Raw genomic sequence first — 16928 nt, forward strand, 5'->3', positions numbered from 1 at the left:
AGTTCGGACGGATAGGCGGGGGTGAATCTCTGCTTCGTCATAGGGCTCATCCTTTGAGTGTTTTACTCTCCGGTAAACCCGGGGCGGTTCAGACCGCCTCGGGGTTGTTCTCGAAGCGCATCATCCACAGCCCGTCGCCCTCGCTCAGCAGCCCGCGCAACTGCGCCTCGGTCATCAGGACGTGAAGGCTGCCCGCCCGGTCCAGCGGGACGCGCACACAGTCGCGCCCGTGCTGGTCCACACAAGGGGCCGGGAGGGGTCGCCCGGCCAGACACCAAGTGACGCAGAGGCGTTCCAGAGCGGCGAGGCGCTGGGCTGCGTCCTTGGTGGTCGGGGCGATGGGCTGGAGGTTGTAGAGGCGGTAGGGGTCGCTCATCCCCAGCACCTCACACCCGCACCAGACCCATGCGCACGGCTGCGCCGAACGACACCTCGGGATGACCCGGAACGGTGATGCGCCATTCCTTCGACAGGCGGTCCTGGCGGATCATCTTGCGTTCCGCCGGGGTCATGCCTTCGACCATCTCAAGGAAGCCCTCGGGGTCCGTCTGGGGCATCTTCGCCAGTCGCTCGACAGCGATCCGGCCAAGTTCCTTCATGTGGTCTGCATCGTTCTGGATTGCGGCGTGGCGGGCTTGCCGCAGTTCCTCGTCGGTCAGGGTCTCGCTCAGCGTGGCAATGGAGGCTCCGACCCCGGACAGGGTGGCCTCGGACTGCGCCACATAGCCCGCGTAGACCTTGGCGACCATTTCCTCGGTCACGCCTTCGGGCATCCCCTCAGCGGTGGGGATTTCCCCGTGGTCGGCGGCATCGTGAAGGGCGCGGTCCACGACATGGGAGCCGAGGGCCTGATCCGCGCCTTGCAGGATTTGCCCGGCCTGATCGGCGGCGGCTTGCCATTCCGCCTCTGTCCGGCTTGCGGCCTTGTCCTCGGTGTCGTTCTGGTCGCCCGCCGCGTTCGCTTTCTCAGTCCCCGCGACGGGCTGTTCAAAACCCTGTTCGGGCGTCCAGCCCTGGGGCAGCAGACCACCGGCAATGGCGGCGTCAATCGTGGTCTCCCCGAAGCCGGGGATCATCACATGACCGGGGCGCAGTTGCGAGGGGACATAGGCCGTCCTGGCGCGATAGTCGGTCAGCGACTCGATCTGCCCGCCACGCAGCCTGATCTCGCCTTTCTGGGCGATGATGATGTCGGCCTTCACGGCATTCGGATCGGGCCTGTTGGGGTTCCTCGCCTCAAGCTCTTGTTGCCATTGGGCGAGTTGGTCGGCGCTGGGGGCGTCCGACATGTTCATTTCGATGAAGTCAGCCATGATCTTGGTCTTTCCTCTGGGGTTGTTGATGATGATTGGAGAGAGGGGACGCGGTAGGTGGGGGCACCTCACGCGGCAGCACATGGGACCACTCGGGCACCAAGCCGGGCACCTCGTGCATCCCCGTGTAGGCAGCATGTATTTCACCCATTGGGGGCTGCTGTCCGATGATAGGCCCTAATCCCCCGAAGGTGGTCCGAAGGTGGAGCCCACCTCCCCCGTCCTCCCCTCCCTCCCCTAATCATGGTGTCAGCGCATTGCTGAGCGGATCAAGACCACCGCAGCCACCGGCGTTCACGAGTCCTCAGCAGCCCCGTAGAGGGCCACCAAGGGGTTCCGGCAGGGGCAAGGCGGCGGCGGGCCGCAGGTGGCGCTGTCTGGGCCGCTCAGCCGCGCAGGGCGCTCAGAGTCGCTGTGGCCTACGCCACCTCTGCCGCACCGAGTCCGGCGGAAACCTCCCCGGCGATGCCGTCCACGACCTCCTGCGACAGCACCCCGGCCTCGGCCAGCTTGGCGAGCGCCACAGCCACCGCAAAGCGCGTCTCAGGGCCGTCCAGCGGTGCCCCGGTGCTGACCGCCTCGGCTGCCTGATAGAGGGCGTCAGCGGCGTTCCTGAGCGTTCTCACGGTGTCGCGGGTGTCGGGGTGCCAGTCGCGGTGGTGGCGCTGGGCGTTGGCGTCGAGGATGTCAGCGGCGGCGCAGAGGTGGTCCAGAATGGCGGTAGTGTTGGTCATCGGTGCTGTCCTTTTGGTGCGTTGAACAGGGCCAAGAGGGCAGCGCGGCGAGACCAAGTAAAGCATTGATTTGGTTGCGATACAGGGACCATCTGGGGTCGCGTGAGAGATAGTCCCGACACGGGGAACAAGACCATTGGGAAGGCTGCGTTGAGGCGTTCGGCTCGGAGGCTGGAACGGGGCCGCGAAGGGTGAGCGAATGGTGCCTTTGCGGGGACGATGTGGACAAAGACAGATAGCCAGGCGATGTGGCTTAAATGCAACACATCAGGACCGCAGGGGGCCGGGAGTTGCCCAACAATCTCCCTACCACGCCCCACGGCCCCGCAGAGCCGCCATGAGCGGGGAGCGCGTCCACCTGCGCTCAACCCACCCGGCAGCCTAACCCCCGCTCAGTGACTCGCTCCGGGGCGCTCAGCCGCTACCGCTCAGGCAACCCCATCGGCCTCGTTGAGTATCCGGTAGACGCTCGCCCTACCGATGCCCACGCGCCGCGCGATCTCGGTCCCGCCCACGCCCTCGCGGTGCAGCTTCAAGACCTCATCCGCCTTCGCCCGTGCCGTGGGCTTGCGGCCCTTGTATTTCCCCGCGGCCTTGGCCTTGGCGATGCCCTCCCGCTGGCGCTCTAGCATGATCTCCCGCTCAAACTGAGCGATGCCGCCAAGGACGGTGAGAAGCAGCCGCCCCGTGGGTGTCCCGGTGTCCAGGTTCAGGTCCAGCACCCGCAGCGCCGCGCCGCGTTCGGTCAGGGTGTCGAGGATGTCCAGAAGGTGGGCCACCGACCGGGCCAGCCGGTCCAGCTTGGTAACAACCAGCGTGTCACCCTCGCGGACATAGGCCAGCGCCTCGGCCAGCTTCGCCCGCTCTTTCACGTCCACCGATGAGACCTGTTCCACGAACAGCCGTTCGCACCCGGCAGCCCTCAAGTCCCGCTCCTGCCCCTCCAGGCCCGCTGTCTGGTCCAGCGTCGAGGTGCGCGCATATCCCACAAGCATCGTCTCGCCTCCTGCGTCTCGTAATGTGTCTCACAAGGTCTAAAACGTGATAGGCCGTTGTGTCTCAGAATGTCAAGGCCATTCCATTGGGACAGCTTTCCGGGCAGCCCGAGACGACTCACTAGGGCAAGCCCTGTGAGACAGAAGGAGGCAGCGCGAGCGTGGCGCGAAGGTGGTCCGGTGCGAGTGTCGCGCGGGAGTTCCGGGGGCTGGTGGGTGGGCCTCAGAGACCGGGGGCGCAGTGCTTGGGCGACATGCCCGGCCAGCTACACCGAGAACGCCACCCCCCACGGGGGGACGCGCGGAGCATCAACCGTCGAGTTCGGGGCCTGAGATTTTTCTACGATTTTCGAATGGGCTTTCCAGTGGTGCGCTTGACCGCATAGAAAGCGAAGTCGGCAGAAACGGAGATTGACAGTGTTCTTCACGAAGACGGCAAAGGCCATCGCTTGGTTGATGGTCTTGCTTGGCGGCTCTCACGCAGTTCTCGGCTTCGCAATGGCGATCTTGGGAGATCAAGCAATGGCACCTAGGTATCTTGGGACAGACACCACCGGCGAGGCAATTGACGAGGGCCTAAAGGTGCTCTTGATCGGTGCTGTGGTGGGCATGTTGGCGGAGATCAGCGGTTCCATAGCGGCAATCGCGCCCAGGGATGCAGACGAGGAATAACCTCCAGCCTTGTTATTCCTTCCAGAACGTTTCGGAGTGGAATAAACCGGCGATAGAAAAGTTGAAGGAGCGACGATGTTTTTTACGAGGGTCGGACGGATTGTCGCATGGATTGGAGCCGTTGTGGGCTTCCTCATCGTGATCCAAGGATACGAAATTCAAATAAATCAAACAGCGTCGGTGGCTGCAGATATACTTCCCATAGACACAGCACAAAAAGCGTCTGCACAGGCAAAGGCGTTCATCAGCCAAGGATATGTCGTGCTTTTTTGCGCCCTTGTCATGGGCATCTTGACCGAAATCAGCAGGTCAGTTGCCCGACGCAGCGAAGACCTCTTGCCAGAAGCCGAGGAAAGCCAGTAGTTTCAAGCACACAAATCCACCACGTCCGGCACACACGCCGGGCATCCGGGTTGAAGCGCATGTCGCGCAAAGCGTTGATATAAAGGCGTTTGAGGCCAGTGAGACCACGTTGGGTTTGGTCCCGCCAGCCCTACCGCCGGAGCCAATCACCCTTGATTTTATTGGGGAAATTGGCGTGAAGCCAATCCTACTAACAACCTACTATCGCTTTAGCGTTGGTTGGCAAGGGCGGTTCGGCCCCGCCTTCGCTCACGAAGACGTGACCACATGTCGCCTTACCTACGGCTTGGCGCGCAATCCGTTCTAAGCCGCTGGCGATTGCTTCGCCTGAAGTTCGGGGGCCAATTGAGGTATGTTCCAAAGAAGGGTGTTTTCATGGACGATACTACGCTACGTGGCATTGCGGCGGTTTGTTCGGTTGCAGGATCAGTCCTGCTCGCTTGGCGGGTTACGGGCATACTAAAAGCGTTGGGCGAGGTTGCGACGATGCACGACCGCAACTTCAAGGAGTTAGCTAAGCCAACCGGCGATGTGGTTCTTGCGGGCGGAACTTCAAAGTGGATTGAAAACGCTCAGAAACTCTGGCTGTTGATCTTGGGGTTTGGACTGTCGATTTTAGGCGGTGTCCTCCAATTCATTTCGATCCTTTGATTTAGGCCATCGCAGAAAAAGCCGCCCCCGTAGGGACGGCAGTTGCCCTTGGCACTTAAGGGAAGGATCGTCAGGCGGCGACTGCGTAGGTGCTGCGGCAAACTTCTAGTGTGCGGGCACGATGCGACGCGGTGACGGTGTAGAGCGGCACGGCAATCAAGGCGGTTTCGGTCAGGTCCGCGCCGGAAAATACCGCCTGACCCGGCACGGCCCCGGCCTTAAACGCCCCCCCGACGAAAAAGGGCAGCGTTACCCCATTCAGCGGAAATGGCGGCCCCTGAAGGATTCGAACCCTCGACCTGCCGATTAGAAGTCGGCTGCTCTATCCAGCTGAGCTAAGGGGCCCCTGGGGGCGTTTTGCCTGCCGGGGCCGTGTTGCGCAAGCGTTCAGTGGGTCCAGGCGCCGCGGCGGTTGGTGGCGAAATTCTCGGCATAGCCCGCGGGGCGGACGTTATGCTTGCGCGGGCGGGGGCGCAGCACCACGGCCTCGATCCCGTGGCGGCGGGCATAATCCAGCGCGGCCTCGCGGCTGTCGAATTTCAGACGCACCTGCGTTTGGGTATCCGAAGACCCGGTCCAGCCCATCAGCGGGTCCAGTTCGCGGGCCTCGGCGGGGGCGAATTCCAGCACCCAGTGATGGGTCTTGGCCTGGCCGGACTGCATGGCGGTTTTCGAGGGCTGGTAGATGCGGGCGCGCATGTGGTGGTCTCCTCCCAGGAAATCATCCTGGTTTTTTTTGGGGCCGCGTTGCGGCCGGATCAAGAGCGGTGCCCCGCGCCTCAGATATTCTCGAAGCGCGGCATGCCCAGGACGTGATAGCCACCGTCCACGGTGATGATCTCACCGGTGGTGCAGGCCCCGTGATCCGAGGCCAGGTAGACGGCGGTGCCGCCGATGCATTCCAGCGTCGCGTTCTGGCGCAGCGGCGCGTTGCTTTCGGTGTGGCGAAAGGTCTTGCGCCCGCCACTGATCGCGGCGCCGGCCAGCGTCTTCATCGGGCCGGGCGAAATGGCGTTCACGCGGATCCCCTCGGGGCCCAGGTCAGAGGCCAGATAGCGCACGGTCGATTCCAGCGCCGCCTTGGCCACGCCCATCACGTTGTAGAACGGCGTGACACGGTTCGACCCCTGGTAGGTCAGGGTCAGGATCGTGCCGCCGTTCGGCATCAGCGGTTGCGCGCGGCGGGCCACGTCGATCAGCGAGTAGCAGGAAATCGCCAGGCTGTTCTTGAAATTGTCCCGTGTGGTGTTGATGAAACGGCCGGTCAGCTCGTTCTTGTCGGAATAGGCGATCGCGTGAACGAGGAAATCGAGCGTCCCCCATTCCTGCTCCAGCCGGCCGAACGCCTGTTCCAGCGACGCGTCGTCTGTCACGTCCACATCGACCAAAAGGTTGGACCCCACGCTTTCGGCCAGCGGCTGGACGCGCTTGCCGAAATTTTCGCCCTGATGGGAAAAGGCCAGCTCGGCCCCCTCGTCGGCCAGGGCCTTGGCAATGCCCCAGGCGATCGAGCGGTCGTTGGCGACCCCCATGACAAGGCCGCGCTTTCCTTTCATCAACTCAGGCATGGGACATCATCCGTGATACTTGCTGAGAACGAGGGAGGCATTGGTGCCGCCAAAGCCGAAGCTGTTGGACAGCACGCTGTCGATTTCCACGCCCTCACGCAGTTCGGTAACGATCTCTTCGGGCCGGATTTCGGGGTCGAGTTCGGTGATGTTGGCAGATGCGGCGACAAAGCCTTTCTGCATCATGATAAGCGAATAGATCGCCTCGTGTACGCCGGTGGCGCCCAGGGAATGGCCGGTCAGCGACTTGGTCGAGCCGATCACAGGCGCCTGGCCGTCGCCAAAGACGTTGCGCACGGCCTTCACCTCGGTCACGTCGCCCGCGACGGTCGAGGTGCCGTGGGCGTTGATGTAATCGACCTTGCGCCCCTCGGGCAGGGTGGCCAGCGCCAGCTTCATCGAGCGTTCGCCGCCCTCGCCGGACGGTGCCACCATATCATAGCCGTCGGACGTGGCGCCGTAGCCGGTCACCTCGGCATGGATCTTGGCACCGCGGGCCTTGGCGTGTTCCAGTTCCTCCAGCACGACCGTCCCGCCGCCGCCGGCGATCACGAACCCGTCGCGCGTGGCGTCGAAGGGGCGCGAGGCGGTTTCGGGCGTGTCGTTGTATTTCGACGACATCGCGTTCATCGCATCGAACAGGCAGGACAGGGTCCAGTCCACCTCTTCGCCGCCGCCGGCAAAGACGATGTCCTGCTTGCCCATCTGAATCAGCTCGGTGCCGTTGCCGATACAATGCGCACTGGTCGAACAGGCCGAGGTGATCGAGTAGTTCACCCCCTTGATCTTGAACGGCGTCGCCAGGCAGGCAGAGTTGGTGGACGACATGCAGCGCGTCACCATGAAGGGGCCCATGCGCTTGGGGCTGCCCTTTTCCTTGACGATGCTATGGGCGGTGAAGAAGTTCGAGGTCGACGGCCCGCCCGAGCCCATGATCAGGCCGGTACGCTCGTTCGAGACATCCGCCTCTTCCAGACCGGAATCGGCGATGGCCTGTTCCATCGCGATATAATTGTAGGCCGCGCCCATCCCCATGAAGCGCAGCTGCCGCTTGTCGATGGCCTCGGCCAGGTCGATCTGCGGGATGCCCGCCACCTGGCTGCGAAAGCCATTCTCGGCGTAGACGGGTTCGAACCGGATGCCGGATGTCCCGGCGCGCAGGGAGGCCTCGACCTCGGCGGCGTTGTTGCCGATGGGAGAGACGATGCCGAACCCCGTGATGACGACGCGGCGCATGGGTTCTCCTTTCCTGATGTTCAGCTTTCCGACAGGGCGACCTTCATGTCCTTGACATGATAGATCGTCTCGCCGTCGGCTTCGACCCGGCCATCGGCCACACCCATGGTCAGCCGGCGGGTCTGCACAGCCTTGGTGAAATCGACGTAATAGGTCAGCATCTTGCGGTCGGGGCGGACCATCCCGGTCAGCTTGACCTCACCCACGCCCAGCGCATAGCCGCGCCCCTGCCAGCCGCGCCAGCCCAGGTTGAAGCCGGTCAACTGCCACAGCCCGTCCAGGCCCAGGCAGCCGGGCATGATCGGGTTGCCGGGGAAGTGACAGCCAAAAAACCAAAGATCGGGTTTGATATCGAACTCGGCCACGACGTGGCCTTTGCCATGCGGTCCGCCATCGGCGCTGATCTCGGTGATGCGATCCATCATCAGCATGGGCGGTTCCGGCAGCTGCGCGTTGCCGGGGCCGAACAGTTCGCCCCGCGCGCATTTCAGTAGCTCCTCGCGGTCGAAGCTTGTCGGATAATCACTCATGCAGGCGCAGCCCCTTTCCATCGGCGTTTTTTATCAGCCCCCCGTCTATCACCCAGCCTCGCAGAGTGGCAATAGCGGCTGGAGCCTGCGCCAAATCTGCGCAGTTTGGGGGCCAGGCGCCCGATTGGGTTTAAAATTATTTGAATTCCGAGGGGCGAATCCCCATATATCAAGCATGACACATTTCAACCTTACCCCCGATCAACCCGAGGCGCTCGAGCGCAGCAGTCGCTGGCTGTCCAAGGCCGGTTTGCGCCCGACGCGTCAGCGTGTCAGCCTCGCCGCCCTGCTGATCGGCGACGGCAAGGACCGCCACGTCACGGCCGAAAGTCTTTATGCGGCCTCTTGCGCGAGCGGCGAGAAGGTCTCGCTCGCGACCGTATACAACACCCTGCGCGCCTTCTGCGATGCGGGCCTCATGCAAGAGGTCATGGTCGACGGCACCAAGAGCTATTTCGACACGCGCGTCGACGACCACCCCCATTTCTTCTGGGAAGGCGACGGGAAACTGACTGACGCCCCCTCGAACGAACTGGAAATCGCCCGCCTGCCGAACCCGCCCGCTGGCGCCGAGATTTCCAAGGTGGACGTGGTGATCCGCCTGCGCAGGGCCAGCTAGGTCCAGCCTTTTCAGTTCCGCCGACTCAGGGCGATGATCGTGACCGCGATCATCGCCCCTGTTGCATTGAAGATCAGATCCAGGCCGGTGTTGTAGTAGCCCCCCACATTGGTATCGGGCAGGCCCAGCACGGCAATGAACTCTATGATCTCGTTCACCGCACCCAACCCCATCGCCCCAAGCGCGGGATAGGTCAGCGCCGTCCAACTGCCCCGCGCATCCGGGAAATGGCGCGTCAAAAGGTGCCACAGCAGCCAGGCGGTCACGCCGAACCCGTAGGCATGCACGACCTGGTCGTATTTCAGGATCGTCAATTCGCCGCTGCCCATCAGCGGCCAGACCACCCAGGAATACAGCACCCCTTGCCCCACGGTGACCCCGCCGCCGGCCATATGCGCCAGCCCCCACAGGCTGAGCGCCCAAAGCAGCGGCGCGGGGAATTCCGCCTTGCGCAGCCCGCGCGCCACCAGGCCGATCACCGCCAGCATGGTCAGCACATACCAGATGAATTCCAGGTTGCCGCGCGCGATGAACCAGACCGCAAAGCCCGCCACATAGGCCGCAGTGAACCAGAACACCGCCCATTCCCGACGCTCGATCCTCATCCCGGCCTCCTCAGAACCATTGCCCCGGCTCCATCAGGCCCAGATCCAGCAATTGCTGCGAGGTCCATTCGAACGGGATCGAGTTGTGCCACCTGAAATCGTGGATATCAAAGCGCGAGCCGGCATTCCCCCGCAGCGCCTTTGCCGCACGGAACGAACAGATCGCCGCCGTCAGGTTGTGGTGCCAGGGGCAGGCGTAGGTATTGTATTCCTCGATATTGAACAGGTGCCCGGCCTTCATCTCCAGCCCCGGCTGGGCACGGAACAGCGCGACCCGGTCGATCCGGCGACCCGCCTTTGGTACATGCTCTTCGAATCGCCAGCGCAGCCCGCCGAAGAAATCCAGTTGCCGTTCCTTGGGATGGCCGGTGTCCGGGTCGGGTCGGGCCAGCGCGTAATAGCCTGCCTTGTCGATCATCGCCGTTTCCAGCGACACCGCCTCGGGAAAGCGCGACAGATCCTCGGCATACAGGTCCACCACATAGGCCACCATCGCGTCGCGCCGCTCTTCGGTGTGGAAGGCCAGCATTTCGCCCACGGTGCGGGTCTCGCAGAACGGGTAGAACAGATATTCCGCGTTGTAGCAGTAATAGAACCACAGCCCCGGCGCCGCCGCGATCAGGCGGTTCACCGCCCGGGGCACGGCATTCTCGGCGCGCAGGTCGTAATCAACCCGAAAGACGTTGGTTGCGATCCCCTCGGGCAGGTCCAGCGCCGGCGGGGCAAAGCAGACGATGGCGCTGAACCCCAGTTGCGCATGGTGGCGGATGGTGGTGTCCAGTTCGACCCCGTCCTCGGCCATGATCAGCGCGACCGGCCCCTTGTCCAGCGCCGCGCGCCCGCCTGCCAGGAACGCGTCCAGCCCGCCATAGCGCTGCCCTGACATTCGCCCACTCTCCCGTATCTATCGCCTGCGCAAAGAAGGCTCTGACAATTGGGCGGTGGATGCAAGCGTTGCGGCAGCCGGACGCATTGTGTAGGGACACGGCCCAGACCCCGGACAGCACGGCAGCGCCATGACCCAGCCCAAGAAGCTATATATCAAGACCTATGGCTGTCAGATGAACGTCTATGACAGCGAACGCATGGCCGAGGCCCTGGGCGCGTCGGGCTACGTGCCCACCGACGCCCCCGAAGACGCAGACATGATCCTGCTGAACACCTGCCACATCCGCGAAAAGGCCGCCGAAAAAGTCTATTCCGAACTGGGCCGGCTGAAGGGGCTGAAGGCGGGCAATCCCGACCTCAAGATCGGCGTCGCCGGCTGCGTCGCCCAGGCCGAGGGCGAAGAGATCCTGCGCCGTCAGCCGCTGGTGGACCTGGTCGTCGGCCCGCAAAGCTATCACCGCCTGCCCGAGCTTGAGGCCCGCGCGCGCAGCGGAGCCAAGGCGCTGGACACCGATTTCCCCGAAGAGGACAAGTTTGACCGTCTGGGCGCCCGCCCCAAGGCACAGCGCGGTCCCACCGCCTTTCTGACCGTGCAGGAGGGCTGCGACAAGTTCTGCGCCTTCTGCGTGGTGCCCTATACCCGCGGGGCCGAGGTCAGCCGCCCCGCAGCCCGCATTCTGGACGAGGCCCGCGCACTGGTGGATCGCGGCGTGGCCGAGATCACGCTGCTGGGCCAGAACGTTAACGCCTATCACGGGGTCGGGCCGGATGGCGCCGATTGGGGTCTGGCGCGGCTGATCCGGGAACTGGCCCGGATCGAGGGGCTGGAACGGCTGCGCTACACCACCTCGCATCCCAACGACATGGAGGACGACCTGATCGCCGCCCATGGCGATTGCCCGGAATTGATGCCCTATCTGCACCTGCCGGTTCAGTCGGGCAGCGACCGCATCCTCAAGGCGATGAACCGCAAACACACGGCAGAAGAGTATCTGCGCCTGATCGACCGCATCCGCGCCGCACGGCCCGATATCCTGCTTTCGGGCGACTTAATCGTCGGTTTCCCCGGCGAAACGGACGCGGATTTCGAGGATACGATGTCCCTGGTGCGCACGGTTGGTTACGGCCAGTGCTACTCCTTCAAGTATTCGCCCCGCCCCGGCACCCCCGCCGCCGAGCATGACCAACTGCCCGAGGACGTGAAATCCGAACGGCTGGCCCGGTTGCAGGCCCTGCTGAACGCCCAGCAAGAGGCGGCACAGCAGGCGATGGTCGGCCGCACCGTCGGCGTGCTGTTCGAAAAACCGGGCCGGATGCCCGGCCAGCTGGTCGGCAAGTCGGATCACCTGCAGGCGGTCCACGTGGACGCCCCGGCCGAGCTGGTGGGCCGGATCGCCCCCGTGCGCATCGTCAAGGCCGCACCCAATTCGCTGGGCGGCGAACTGGCCTGACCCGCAGCGGGGCTGTCGCTATCAGGCCACACGTCCAGCGCGAAAGGCCGCCCGCGCGCGGCGCCATGCCGTAGGCGGCCACAATCCCGCATCTGGCAGACTATTGTTTCCCAATTCACCCCAATACGTTGGAAAAGCTTGTTCACAAGACCGGCAGATTTGCTAAGCTTCCGGGTACGCGGTGACCGATAACCGCCTTGGGCATCGGGGGGCCGCGACCAAGGTCTGGGGGCAAAGCTGTGATTTCTAGTAAATTTTTCAGGGTCCGGCGCGCACTTGGGATCGGCCTGCTGGCCGTCGGGGCCGTTGCGCTGATCGCGGCGGAACCGGCCGCGGCGCAACAGCGGGTGATCCAGGGCGAACGCTACGTGCCCACCATCTGGGTCGATCCCGATGGCTGCGAACACTGGGTTATGGATGACGGCTGGGAGGGGTACATGACCCCGCACGTGACCCGGCAAGGCATCCCGGTCTGCCGCCGTGGCAACACCTGCGGCGTAATCAATGCGGATCAGCTGTTCGCCACCGACAGCGCGCATATCACCACCGCCGGCCGGGCGCGGTTGCAGGACTTCTTCCGCACCACCAAGGCGCGGGCCTTCATCATCTCGGGGCACACCGACAGCCGCGCCAGCGACGAATACAACATGGCCCTGTCCACGCGCCGCGCCAACGCCGTGGCCCAGGTGGCCAGGCAGATGGGCGCCCGCATTTCCGACGTGCGCGGCTATGGCGAACGCATGCCGGTCGCCACCAACCGAACCGCGGCGGGCATGCAGCAGAACCGCCGCGTCGAAATCACCTGCCTTCGCTGAGGGAGCGAGCACCATGAACAAGCTCAAGGTCATCGCGATTGCCGCGCTCGCCGCCTCGGTCGCGGGGTGCGTCGACAACAAGGTCGACAAGACGGTGGACCGTTTCGTCGACGCCAAGGATCTCAGCCAGTTGCGCGCGGGCATCTGGGTCGATCCCAACGGCTGCGAACACTGGATCATCGACGACGGGATCGAGGGGTACTTGTCGGCGCGGCTGGACAAGTATGGCAAGCCGGTCTGCTCGGGCATCGCGCCGCCCAATACCGCCATCGGCCCCTACAAATCGGGCACGCGCGTCGGCGACCCGATCTGACGGAATGCGGCGCCACGCGCCCGTGTTTCGACCGCCAGGCCCCGGCCTGGCGGTCATTTTTGTATCAAACCCATGAAACATTACACCGAATGCTTGCGGTATAGCCGGGCCGTTGGCACCATATCTGGGTAATTCTCACAGACGGAGTCGCTCTTGCCCCTCAGCGCGCTGTCCCCTCCGCAAAGCGATGCGGACCAGTCGGAAACCCGCCTGGAATTTGCCGACAACCGCCTTTTGATCGACCTGTGCGGCGAGTTCGACCGCAACCTTGCCCAGATCGAGCACAAGCTGGGGGTGCACATCCTGCGCCGCGGCAATCAGCTGTCCGTCATCGGCGAAGGGCCTGCGCGCGGACAGGCCGCCGATGTTCTGGGGCAACTTTACGCACGGCTTGAAAGCGGCAAAGAGGTCGACGCTGGCGATATCGACGGGGCGATCCGCCTGGGCGATTCCGCCGACGGCACAGGCGCCCGCGACGGCGACCAGCTGGAGATGTTCCAGGGCGGGCGCGTTGAAATCCACACCCGCAAGAAGCTGATCGAACCGCGGACCGAGGCACAGCGCGCCTATGTCCGGTCGCTGTTCGAAAACGAACTGGCCTTTGGCATCGGCCCGGCCGGCACCGGCAAGACCTACCTGGCCGTCGCGGTGGCGGTGAACATGTTCATCGGCGGTCATGTGGACCGGATCATCCTGTCCCGCCCGGCGGTAGAGGCGGGCGAAAGGCTGGGTTTTCTGCCCGGCGACATGAAGGAAAAGGTCGACCCCTACATGCAGCCGCTATATGACGCGCTGCACGATTTCCTGCCGGGCAAGCAATTGGCCAAGCTGATGGAGGAAAAGCGGATCGAGATCGCGCCGCTGGCCTTCATGCGGGGGCGCACGCTGGCCAATGCCTTCGTCGTGCTGGACGAGGCACAGAACGCCACCACGATGCAGATGAAGATGTTCCTGACGCGCCTTGGCGAAGGGTCGCGCATGGTCATCACCGGCGACCGGTCCCAGGTGGACCTGCCGCGCGGCGTGGCCAGCGGGCTGGCCGATGCGGAACGGCTGTTGGGCGATGTCGAGGGCATTTCCTTCAACTACTTCACCGCCAAGGACGTGGTGCGCCACCCGCTGGTGGCCCGGATCATCCAAGCCTATGATGCGGCCGACGCCAACGCCTAGCCGCGAAACGGACCCTTGATGCCCCTTGTCGACACGCTGAGCGAGGATGCCCGCTGGGACGCCCTGGGCCTGCCCGATCTGGCCGAAAGCGCCGCGCGCGCCACGCTGGACCATCTGGGCCTGCCCCCCGAGACCTGCGAGATTGCGCTACTGGCCTGTGACGACGCCCGCATCGCGGACCTGAACGCCGAATTCCGCGACAAGCCCGGCCCCACCAATGTCCTGTCCTGGCCGGCCGAGGAGCTGGCGCCAGACGCAGATGGCGGCGCCCCTATCCAGCCCACGCCCCCGCTGCCCGGCATGGCGCTGGAACTGGGCGACATCGCCATCGCCTATGACACCTGCGCGCGCGAGGCCGCCGAACAGGCCAAGCCATTGGCCGATCACGTCACCCATCTGGTGGTGCATGGCTGCCTGCACCTGTTGGGATATGACCACATCCGGCCGAAAGATGCCGCACGGATGGAGGGGCTGGAGGTCGAAATACTTGCAAAGCTGGGCCTGCCCGACCCATATGGCGAGCACGGGGCATGACCCCAAAGCATCTGGACCGGAGAGATGGGCGACGAAATCGACGGATCGTCTAGCGCCGCGCAGGGCGCGCTTGAGACTGAACAATCCGAAAACCGCGGCCTGCTGGGCCGTCTTGTAGCCGCGATACGGCCTGACCCGGCCCTGTCAGATGCAGAATCTGATGGCAATCCGGGGGGCGATGCCACCCACGGGGCCGGCATACCGCCGGGTATCGTCAACCTGCGCCGCATGCGGATCGAGGACGTGGCCGTCCCCAAGGCCGAGATCGAGGCCGTCCCCCTGGACATCGAAAAGGACGATCTGGTCGCGGTGTTCCGCGAAACGGGCCTGACCCGGCTGCCGGTCTATGACGGGACGCTGGACACCCCGGTGGGGATGATCCACCTCAAGGATTTCGCGCTGCGGCACGGCTTCAACGGCAAGGGCGCGCCCTTCGCGCTGAAGGATATGGTCCGCCCGCTGCTGTACGCGCCCCCCTCGATGCCGCTGGGGGTGCTGCTGCAAAAGATGCAAAGCCAGCGGATGCATATGGCACTGGTGATCGACGAATATGGCGGCGTCGACGGTCTGGTCACGATCGAGGATCTGATCGAACAGGTCGTGGGCGAGATCGAGGACGAGCACGACATCGACGAGGGCAACCTGTGGTCGGTTGAGAAGCCCGGCGTCTACCTGGTACAGGCCCGCGCGCCGCTGGAGGATTTCGAGGCCGAGATCGGCCTGAAGCTGGCCGATGCCGAGGACGAGGAAGAGATCGACACGCTGGGCGGGCTGCTGTTCATGATGATCGGCCGGGTGCCCGTGCGCGGCGAGGTCATCCGCCACCGCGACGGGGTGGAATTCGAGGTCATCGATGCCGACCCGCGCCGGATCAAGCGGCTGCGCGTCACGCTGCCCGATCAGGGCGATGCTTGACCCCATGCAGGCGCGGCTGACCCGTCTGTGGCAGCGGCGCGGCGTGCAGATGGCAACCGCCATTGGCCTGGGCGTAGCGCTGGCCCTTGGGCAGGCGCCCTATGGGCTGTGTCCGCTGGCCCTGGCGGGGCTGACGGGGCTGACCTTTCTGATCTCGCGCGCGGATGGCCCCGGACAGGCGGCCCGGCTGGCCTGGGCCGGGGGGGCGGGGCATTTCGCGCTGGCCCTGTCCTGGATCGTCGAACCCTTCCTTGTCGATATCCGCACCCATGGCTGGATGGCCCCCTTTGCGCTGGCGGGCATGGCCGGGGGGCTGGCGCTGTTCTGGATGGCGGCGGGGGCGTTCGCGGGCTGGGCCGGGCGCGGGCCGCGCGGGCGCGCGCTGGCCTTTGCCCTTGCGCTGGCGGCGGTGGAACTGGCGCGCGGCTATGTTCTGACCGGCTTTCCCTGGGCGCTGGCGGGCCATATCTGGATCGGCACCGCGCCGGTGCAACTGGCCGCGCTGACCGGGCAATACGGGCTGACGCTGGTCACAGCGCTGGCCGTGGCACTGCCCTTTGCCCTGCCCCATGGCCCCGGTCGGATGCTGGGCGCGGGGCTGGGCGCGGCCCTGCTGGGCGGGGTGGCGCTGTGGGGCGCGGCCCGACTGGACACGCCCCTGCCCCCACGACCCGAGGCCCCGCAGATCCGCCTGGTCCAGCCCAACGCGGCGCAGCACCTGAAATGGCGGCGCGACATGGTGCCCGTCTTCTGGGAACGGCTGATCGGTTACACCGCCGCGCCCGGCGTCCCGGTGCCCGACCTGATCGTCTGGCCCGAAACCTCTGTCCCCTACCTGCTGAACCACGCCGACGGCGCGCTGGCCACGATCGCCCTGGCGGCGGACGGGCCGCCGGTCATGCTGGGCATCCAGCGCCGCGACGGGCCGCGCACCCATAACAGCCTGGCCGTCATCGGGGCGGGCGGGCGCGTGACGCAGCTTTACGACAAGCACCATCTGGTGCCCTTTGGCGAATATATCCCGCTGGGCCATATCCTGGGCCGTTTCGGGATCAAGGGGCTGGCCGCGAACGATGTCTATGGCTACGCCCCCGGCCCCGGCCCCCGCGTGCTGAACCTTGGCCCGCATCTTGGCCAAGCCCTGCCGCTGATCTGCTACGAGGCGGTGTTTCCCCAGGATCTGCGCACTGACACCCGGCCGGGCTGGCTGGTGCAGATCACCAACGACGCCTGGTTCGGCACCCGGTCCGGCCCCTACCAGCACCTTGCACTTGCACAATTGCGCGCGGTGGAAACCGGCCTGCCGATGGTGCGCGCGGCCAATACCGGCGTTTCGGCAGTGATCGACCCGATGGGCCGCATCACCCACAGCCTGCCGCTGCACACCGAGGGCGCGCTGACCGCCCCCCTGCCGCCGGCGCTGAGCGCAACACCCTATGCCAGAACCGGCGATTGGCCGATCGCTGCGCTGCTGCTGGCAGCGCTTGCTGGATTCGTCGCACGCCGGGCCCGGAAATAGCGATTGATTCCCGGCTGTGTCGGGCGTAAGCCATTAA

The 16928-nt window shown here is 64.9% G+C and carries 21 protein-coding genes and 1 tRNA gene; 11 read left to right on the forward strand and 11 right to left on the reverse strand.

Annotated elements, in window-relative coordinates; all coding sequences use genetic code 11:
* Nucleotides 1–88: 88 nt before the first annotated feature.
* The 4 genes from EV656_RS14505 to EV656_RS14520 form a co-directional block, all read right to left on the reverse strand.
* Complete coding sequence (locus tag EV656_RS14505; RefSeq protein ID WP_132605376.1) at nucleotides 89–376, reverse strand: hypothetical protein; 288 nt, start codon at nucleotides 374–376, stop codon at nucleotides 89–91.
* 10 nt (nucleotides 377–386) lie between these two features.
* Nucleotides 387–1313 (reverse strand): hypothetical protein, encoded by a 927-nt coding sequence (locus EV656_RS14510; protein WP_132605378.1) that lies wholly within the window; start codon nucleotides 1311–1313, stop codon nucleotides 387–389.
* Nucleotides 1314–1732: 419 nt separating this feature from the next.
* The gene (locus tag EV656_RS14515) at nucleotides 1733–2047 is read right to left on the reverse strand and encodes a hypothetical protein (RefSeq protein ID WP_132605380.1); all 315 of its coding nucleotides are present in this window, start codon (nucleotides 2045–2047) and stop codon (nucleotides 1733–1735) included.
* A gap of 428 nt (nucleotides 2048–2475) precedes the next feature.
* Nucleotides 2476–3042, reverse strand: coding sequence for a recombinase family protein (locus EV656_RS14520; protein WP_132605382.1), 567 nt, complete (start codon nucleotides 3040–3042; stop codon nucleotides 2476–2478).
* A gap of 417 nt (nucleotides 3043–3459) precedes the next feature.
* On the opposite strand from EV656_RS14520, the gene EV656_RS14525 reads away from it, so the two are divergent.
* The 3 genes from EV656_RS14525 to EV656_RS14535 all read left to right on the forward strand — a co-directional run bounded on the left by EV656_RS14525 (nucleotide 3460) and on the right by EV656_RS14535 (nucleotide 4728).
* On the forward strand, nucleotides 3460–3714 hold the full coding sequence (locus EV656_RS14525) for a hypothetical protein (protein ID WP_132605384.1): 255 nt from the start codon (nucleotides 3460–3462) through the stop codon (nucleotides 3712–3714).
* Nucleotides 3715–3789: 75 nt separating this feature from the next.
* Nucleotides 3790–4077 (forward strand): hypothetical protein, encoded by a 288-nt coding sequence (locus EV656_RS14530; protein ID WP_132605386.1) that lies wholly within the window; start codon nucleotides 3790–3792, stop codon nucleotides 4075–4077.
* Nucleotides 4078–4452: 375 nt separating this feature from the next.
* Nucleotides 4453–4728 (forward strand): hypothetical protein, encoded by a 276-nt coding sequence (locus EV656_RS14535; RefSeq protein WP_132605388.1) that lies wholly within the window; start codon nucleotides 4453–4455, stop codon nucleotides 4726–4728.
* Between the two features lie 268 nt (nucleotides 4729–4996).
* On the opposite strand, the gene EV656_RS14540 is transcribed toward EV656_RS14535, so the two are convergent.
* The 5 genes from EV656_RS14540 to fabA form a co-directional block, all read right to left on the reverse strand.
* Nucleotides 4997–5073 (reverse strand) — tRNA-Arg (locus EV656_RS14540).
* A gap of 42 nt (nucleotides 5074–5115) precedes the next feature.
* Nucleotides 5116–5427 (reverse strand): ETC complex I subunit, encoded by a 312-nt coding sequence (locus tag EV656_RS14545; protein ID WP_132605390.1) that lies wholly within the window; start codon nucleotides 5425–5427, stop codon nucleotides 5116–5118.
* Nucleotides 5428–5507: 80 nt separating this feature from the next.
* Nucleotides 5508–6296, reverse strand: a complete 789-nt coding sequence (locus EV656_RS14550) for an enoyl-ACP reductase FabI (RefSeq protein ID WP_132605392.1) — start codon at nucleotides 6294–6296, stop codon at nucleotides 5508–5510.
* 6 nt (nucleotides 6297–6302) lie between these two features.
* Complete coding sequence (gene fabB, locus EV656_RS14555; protein WP_132605394.1) at nucleotides 6303–7532, reverse strand: beta-ketoacyl-ACP synthase I; 1230 nt, start codon at nucleotides 7530–7532, stop codon at nucleotides 6303–6305.
* A gap of 20 nt (nucleotides 7533–7552) precedes the next feature.
* Nucleotides 7553–8062: a bifunctional 3-hydroxydecanoyl-ACP dehydratase/trans-2-decenoyl-ACP isomerase gene (gene fabA / locus EV656_RS14560; protein ID WP_132605395.1), complete on the reverse strand. Its 510-nt coding sequence runs from the start codon at nucleotides 8060–8062 to the stop codon at nucleotides 7553–7555.
* A gap of 175 nt (nucleotides 8063–8237) precedes the next feature.
* On the opposite strand from fabA, the gene irrA reads away from it, so the two are divergent.
* Nucleotides 8238–8681: an iron response transcriptional regulator IrrA gene (gene irrA / locus EV656_RS14565; protein ID WP_132605397.1), complete on the forward strand. Its 444-nt coding sequence runs from the start codon at nucleotides 8238–8240 to the stop codon at nucleotides 8679–8681.
* A gap of 11 nt (nucleotides 8682–8692) precedes the next feature.
* Here irrA and EV656_RS14570 read toward each other — a convergent pair whose 3' ends face one another.
* Nucleotides 8693–9286 (reverse strand): DUF2238 domain-containing protein, encoded by a 594-nt coding sequence (locus EV656_RS14570; protein WP_132605399.1) that lies wholly within the window; start codon nucleotides 9284–9286, stop codon nucleotides 8693–8695.
* 10 nt (nucleotides 9287–9296) lie between these two features.
* Nucleotides 9297–10172, reverse strand: a complete 876-nt coding sequence (locus EV656_RS14575; RefSeq protein WP_132605401.1) for a hypothetical protein — start codon at nucleotides 10170–10172, stop codon at nucleotides 9297–9299.
* 130 nt (nucleotides 10173–10302) lie between these two features.
* Between EV656_RS14575 and miaB the strand changes: the two genes are divergently transcribed.
* From miaB to lnt, 7 genes are all read left to right on the forward strand, one after another.
* On the forward strand, nucleotides 10303–11625 hold the full coding sequence (gene miaB, locus EV656_RS14580; RefSeq protein WP_132605403.1) for a tRNA (N6-isopentenyl adenosine(37)-C2)-methylthiotransferase MiaB: 1323 nt from the start codon (nucleotides 10303–10305) through the stop codon (nucleotides 11623–11625).
* Between the two features lie 290 nt (nucleotides 11626–11915).
* Nucleotides 11916–12440: an OmpA family protein gene (locus EV656_RS14585; protein ID WP_425057190.1), complete on the forward strand. Its 525-nt coding sequence runs from the start codon at nucleotides 11916–11918 to the stop codon at nucleotides 12438–12440.
* 13 nt (nucleotides 12441–12453) lie between these two features.
* On the forward strand, nucleotides 12454–12753 hold the full coding sequence (locus EV656_RS14590; protein WP_132605405.1) for a hypothetical protein: 300 nt from the start codon (nucleotides 12454–12456) through the stop codon (nucleotides 12751–12753).
* Nucleotides 12754–12906: 153 nt separating this feature from the next.
* Nucleotides 12907–13923: a PhoH family protein gene (locus EV656_RS14595; RefSeq protein WP_132605407.1), complete on the forward strand. Its 1017-nt coding sequence runs from the start codon at nucleotides 12907–12909 to the stop codon at nucleotides 13921–13923.
* Between the two features lie 18 nt (nucleotides 13924–13941).
* The gene (gene ybeY / locus EV656_RS14600; protein WP_132605409.1) at nucleotides 13942–14457 is read left to right on the forward strand and encodes an rRNA maturation RNase YbeY; all 516 of its coding nucleotides are present in this window, start codon (nucleotides 13942–13944) and stop codon (nucleotides 14455–14457) included.
* 24 nt (nucleotides 14458–14481) lie between these two features.
* On the forward strand, nucleotides 14482–15372 hold the full coding sequence (locus EV656_RS14605) for a hemolysin family protein (protein WP_132605411.1): 891 nt from the start codon (nucleotides 14482–14484) through the stop codon (nucleotides 15370–15372).
* A complete protein-coding gene (gene lnt / locus EV656_RS14610) occupies nucleotides 15365–16891 on the forward strand; it encodes an apolipoprotein N-acyltransferase (protein WP_243695713.1) in 1527 nt (508 codons plus the stop codon). The genes EV656_RS14605 and lnt overlap by 8 nt, the downstream gene beginning before the upstream one ends.
* The last annotated feature ends 37 nt before the right edge of the window (nucleotides 16892–16928 follow it).

Source organism: Rhodovulum adriaticum, from assembly GCF_004345735.1.
In the GTDB taxonomy this organism is placed as follows: Bacteria; Pseudomonadota; Alphaproteobacteria; order Rhodobacterales; family Rhodobacteraceae; genus Rhodovulum; species Rhodovulum adriaticum.